At 66.3% G+C, this 4,167-nt stretch carries 5 protein-coding genes; all 5 read left to right on the forward strand.

All coding sequences use genetic code 11. The annotated features are described in order from the left end of the window. Positions 1-1,563 (forward strand): acyl-CoA synthetase (locus tag AC2VON_RS06735; protein ID WP_486952245.1); only part of this gene is annotated, 1,563 nt, incomplete at its 5' end. A 60-nt stretch (positions 1,564-1,623) separates the two neighbouring features. Then, positions 1,624-1,881, forward strand: a complete 258-nt coding sequence (locus tag AC2VON_RS06740) for a ribbon-helix-helix domain-containing protein (protein WP_486952246.1) — start codon at positions 1,624-1,626, stop codon at positions 1,879-1,881. Next, entirely contained in the window at positions 1,878-2,309 is a 432-nt protein-coding gene (locus tag AC2VON_RS06745; RefSeq protein WP_486952247.1) for a TA system VapC family ribonuclease toxin, read from the forward strand. The genes AC2VON_RS06740 and AC2VON_RS06745 overlap by 4 nt, the downstream gene beginning before the upstream one ends. Before the next feature lie 139 nt (positions 2,310-2,448). Further along, positions 2,449-3,471 carry a type I glyceraldehyde-3-phosphate dehydrogenase gene (gene gap, locus AC2VON_RS06750; RefSeq protein WP_486952248.1) on the forward strand — a complete coding sequence of 341 codons (1,023 nt, stop codon included), beginning with the start codon at positions 2,449-2,451 and terminating at the stop codon, positions 3,469-3,471. A gap of 13 nt (positions 3,472-3,484) precedes the next feature. Next, the coding region (gene pgk / locus AC2VON_RS06755) for a phosphoglycerate kinase (protein ID WP_486952249.1) at positions 3,485-4,167 on the forward strand (683 nt) is incomplete at its 3' end.

Genomic DNA, 4,167 nt, shown 5'->3' on the forward strand with positions numbered 1-4,167 from the left:
GCGATGAACGTCGGAGCACATCTGCGCAAGCGGGCGCGGTTGAATCCCGACCTGCAGGCCCTCGTCGATATCGCTGCGGGTCGACGATTCACCTTCGCCGAACTCGACGCGCGGGCCGATTGGGTGGCCCGGGCGCTGACCGGGCTGGGGCTGGCCAAGGGTGATCGCGTCGCGGTGCTGCTGCCCAATGGCCACCAATTCGTCGAGACGTTTTACGGGGCGGCCCGCGCCGGGTTGATGGTCGTCCCGCTGAACTGGCGGCTGGTCGCAGACGAGCTGGCTTTCATGCTGCGCGACTCGGGGGCCACGGTGCTGGTGTGCGACGCCGGGTACGACGCGGTCGTGGCCGATCTGCACGCGCGCGGCCCGGGTGAGGACGGCACGCCGGTGGTGCACTGGCTGCGCGTCGGCGACGACACGCCCACGTGGGCGGTGGATTTCCCGGATTTCGACGCCCTTGTCGACCAGGCACCGGCGCAGCCGGTGGCGGCCGGCTCGGTCGACACTGACGACGACGACCCGCTTTTCATCATGTACACCTCCGGCACCACAGGCTTGCCGAAAGGGGCGGTGCACACCCACGACAGCGTGCAGTGGGCACTCTTCACGATCTTGGCGAGCGTCGACTTCCGGTTCGCCGACCGCTACCTGATTTCGCCGCCGTTGTTTCACGTCGCCGCGCTCACCCCGCTGCTCACCTGCATCTACCGCGGTCTGACGACCATTCTGATGCGTGGCTTCGACCCGCGGCACATCTGGGAAGTGTTCGCCGACGAGCAGGTCGCGATCACGCTGGCCGTCCCCGCGATGCTGAACTTCATGCTCCCGACGTACCGGCCCGAACTGCGGGACTCCTTGGCGCTGCGCTGGATCATGAGCGGAGCGTCGCCGGTGCCGGTGTCGTTGATCAAGGCATACACCGATCTCGGCTTGGAGATCCATCAGGTTTACGGGCTCACCGAGACGTGCGGTCCGGCCTGCGTGATCAACTCCGAGAATGCGATGACCCACATCGGGTCGACGGGCAAAGCGTTCTTCCACACCGACGTGCGCATCGTCGACGAGCAGGGTGTAGATGTCGGTGCCGATGTGCCGGGCGAGATACTGGTGCGCGGGCGCCACAACATGACCGGCTACTGGAACCGGCCGGAGGCGACGGCGGAGACGATCACCGACGGCTGGTTGCACACCGGCGACGTCGCCGTCCGCGACGCCGAGGGTTTCGTCTACATCCAGGATCGCGTCAAGGACATGATTATCTCCGGGGGCGAGAACGTCTACCCGGCGGAGATCGAAGACGTGCTGCTGTCCCATCCCGGTATCGCCGACATCGCGGTGATCGGCATCCCGTCGACCAAGTGGGGCGAGTCCCCGCTGGCGGTGGTGGTGTCGTCCGACGCCAGCCTCGACGAGGCTGCTGTGCTGGCGCACTGTAACGGCAAACTGGCCCGCTTCAAGCTGCCCAAGCGGGCTGTCTTCGTCGACGCCATCCCGCGGACCCCCACCGGAAAAGTCTTGAAACGCGTTCTGCGCGAGCAATTTGCAGTTGACGCATCCGAGTAGCTCCCCGACGGTCCGATAGTAGCATCATGACAGCATGATGGCTGCTGCTATGATGACAAAATGCGGACCACGGTGACGCTTGACGCCGACGTTGTCGCTGCGTTGCAGCGTGCGGCACGCGAGCGACGAACGTCGTTCAAGGCGGTGCTGAACGATGCCGTGCGGCGCGGGCTGAGCGGTGAGCCGGTCCGGCGGGGCTATCGCACTCCGAGTCGCGACATGGGACTGCGTGCGGGGTTCGACATCGACAAGGCGTTGACGCTGGCCGCCGCCGACGAAGACGCGGAGACCATGCGCAAGCTCGCGCTACGCAAATGAGGCTGCTCGATCTGAACCTCCTCGTGTATGCCATGGATGCGTCGTCGCCGCGTCATGAGCCGGCGCGGAACTGGCTGGAGGAAACGCTGTCCGGCGCGGCCACCGTCGCGTTTGCATGGCATGTCCTCGTCGGATTCATCCGGTTGTCGACACGTTCGGCGGTGTTTGCCCGGCCGCTGACCGTCGACGAGTCGTTGGACGTGGTCGACGGATGGCTGCAGCAGCCGTGTGTGACGGTCGTACACCCGACCGAGCGCCACGCCGGCGTGCTCCGCGGACTGCTCGCACCGCTCGGTACGGCGGGCAATCTGACCAGTGACGCGCACCTCGCTGCGTTGGCCATCGAACACGGCGCGCAGCTGTGTTCGACCGATGTCGACTTCAGTCGATTCTCCGGTGTGCAATGGATCGATCCGCTCTCGGCTTAGCCGCCCGTGGCCAATGGATGATACCGCGGCGGCCGCCGTGCTTACCCGATTAGGCTGGCCGGCGGAGCACATCGGCACACTGAATCGGCACACTGAATCGGCACATTGAATCGGCACACTGAACCACTAGGAGAGACCAGTGACGGTCCGGGTAGGCATCAACGGCTTCGGCCGCATCGGACGCAACTTCTTCAGGGCGTTGGACGCCCGCAAGGTCCACGGCACCAACACCGACATCGATATCGTGGCCGTCAACGATCTGACCGACAACTCCACCCTGGCGCATCTGCTTACGTTCGACTCGATCCTGGGCAGGATGAAACAGGACGTCAGCTTGCAGGGCGAGGACACCATCGTCGTCGGCACCACCCGGATCAAGGCGCTGGAGGTGAAGGAGGGGCCGGCGGCGCTGCCCTGGGCCGACCTGGGGGTCGACGTCGTGGTCGAATCCACCGGCATCTTCACCCACGCCGACAAGGCACGGGGTCACCTGCAAGCCGGAGCCAAGAAGGTGATCATCTCCGCGCCGGCGACAGACCCGGACATCACCATCGCTATGGGCGTCAACGACGACAACTACGACGGCAGCCAGCACATCATCTCCAACGCCTCGTGCACCACGAACTGCCTGGCCCCGCTCGCTAAGGTGCTCGACGACGAGTTCGGCATCGTCAAGGGTCTGATGACCACCATCCACGCCTATACCGCCGACCAGAACCTGCAGGACGGGCCGCACAAAGACCTGCGCCGGGCTCGTGCCGCCGCCGTCAACATCGTGCCCACCTCCACCGGTGCCGCCAAGGCCATCGGCGATGTGTTGCCGCAGTTGAAGGGCAGACTGGACGGCTACGCGCTGCGGGTGCCGGTCGTCACCGGCTCAGTGACCGACCTGACCGCCGATCTGGCCCGCTCCGCCACCGCCGAGGAGATCAACGCCGCGTTCAAAGCCGCCGCCGAGGGCAGACTCAAGGGCATCCTGCGCTACTACGACGTCCCGATCGTGTCGAGCGACATCATCACCGACCCGCACAGCTCGATCTTCGACTCCGGACTGACCAAGGCGATCGACAACGAAGCCAAAGTGGTGTCCTGGTACGACAACGAGTGGGGCTACGCCAACCGGCTGGTCGATCTGGTCGCGCTGGTCGCTCGGTCCCTGTAAGCACTTGCACACCATGGGTATCCGGTCGCTCGACGACCTACTGGCCGAAGGCGTCGCCGGCCGCGGCGTGTTGGTGCGCAGCGATCTCAACGTTCCGCTCGATGACGAGCGCCGGGTCACCGACCCCGGTCGCATCAGCGCGTCAGCGCCGACGCTGAAGGTGCTGTCCGACGCCGGGGCCAAGGTGGTGGTGGCCGCACACCTGGGCCGGCCCAAGGACGGACCCGACCCGGCGCTGTCGTTGGCGCCGGTCGCCGTCGTGCTGGGCGAACAGCTGGCCCGGCATGTGCAGCTGGCCGCCGACGTGGTCGGCACCGACGCGCTGGCCCGTGCCGAGGGGCTGGCCGACGGGGATGTGCTGCTGGTCGAGAACATCCGCTTCGATCCCCGCGAGACCAGTGGGGACGACGGCCAGCGGCTGGCGCTGGCCCGGGCGCTGGCCGAGTTGGTCGGCGGGGACGGCGTGTTCGTGTCCGACGGGTTCGGTGTGCTGCACCGCAAACATGCCTCAGTCTACGACGTGGCCACCCTGCTGCCGCACTACGCCGGGACGCTGGTGGCGGCCGAGCTCAAGGTGCTGGAGCAGCTGACCGAATCCACCGAGCGGCCCTACGCTGTGGTGCTGGGCGGATCGAAGGTATCGGACAAGCTGGGTGTCATCGAGTCGTTGGCCACCAAGGCCGACAGCATCGTGAT

The organism is Mycobacterium sp. TH-M82, from assembly GCF_057473605.1.